Origin of the sequence: Gluconobacter sp. DsW_058 (assembly GCF_002153615.1) — a bacterium.
GTDB classification, from domain to species: Bacteria; Pseudomonadota; Alphaproteobacteria; order Acetobacterales; family Acetobacteraceae; genus Gluconobacter; species Gluconobacter cerinus.
In genome coordinates, this window is record NZ_JOPH01000020.1 from 1 (window position 1) to 458 (window position 458).

A 458-nucleotide genomic window follows, 5' to 3' on the forward strand; every position below is an offset into this window, starting at 1 on the left:
CATATTTGGTGTGCCGATATCACGTATATCCCCATAAAACGGGGATTTCTCTACCTCGTGACGATCATGGACGGGTTTACGCGCAAGGTCCTGCCCTGGCGTCTGTCGAACACGACGGACGCGGAGTTCTGTATTGAGGCACTCGGGGATGCGCTGATGCGCTATGGCGCCCCAGAGATTTTCAACACGGACTAGGGGGCCAACAGCAACGCCGTCAGAATGGCGGCATAACAAGAACCGGGTATAGCTTATTCAAACCCAAAAACTGTCCAAACAGACGGGTCCACCTCTTTCTTCCTGATGATGTCTCTTATGTGAGTAAATTATTTCAGCACGGACATATTCCTCTCATTCACAATTTCCTTTTGCCTTTCAATCCATGATCTGGAGGGTTCGAAAAACCCACTGGTTTTGGGTCGGCCTTTATGATTCCATTTTTCCTACGTTGATTGGGTATG

1 pseudogene is annotated in these 458 nt (G+C 48.9%); it reads left to right on the forward strand.

Annotation, left to right across the window (positions count from 1 at the left end):
• A pseudogene (locus tag HK24_RS05690) lies at nt 1–192 on the forward strand (DDE-type integrase/transposase/recombinase); the annotation flags it as partial.
• Nucleotides 193–458 lie beyond the last annotated feature (266 nt).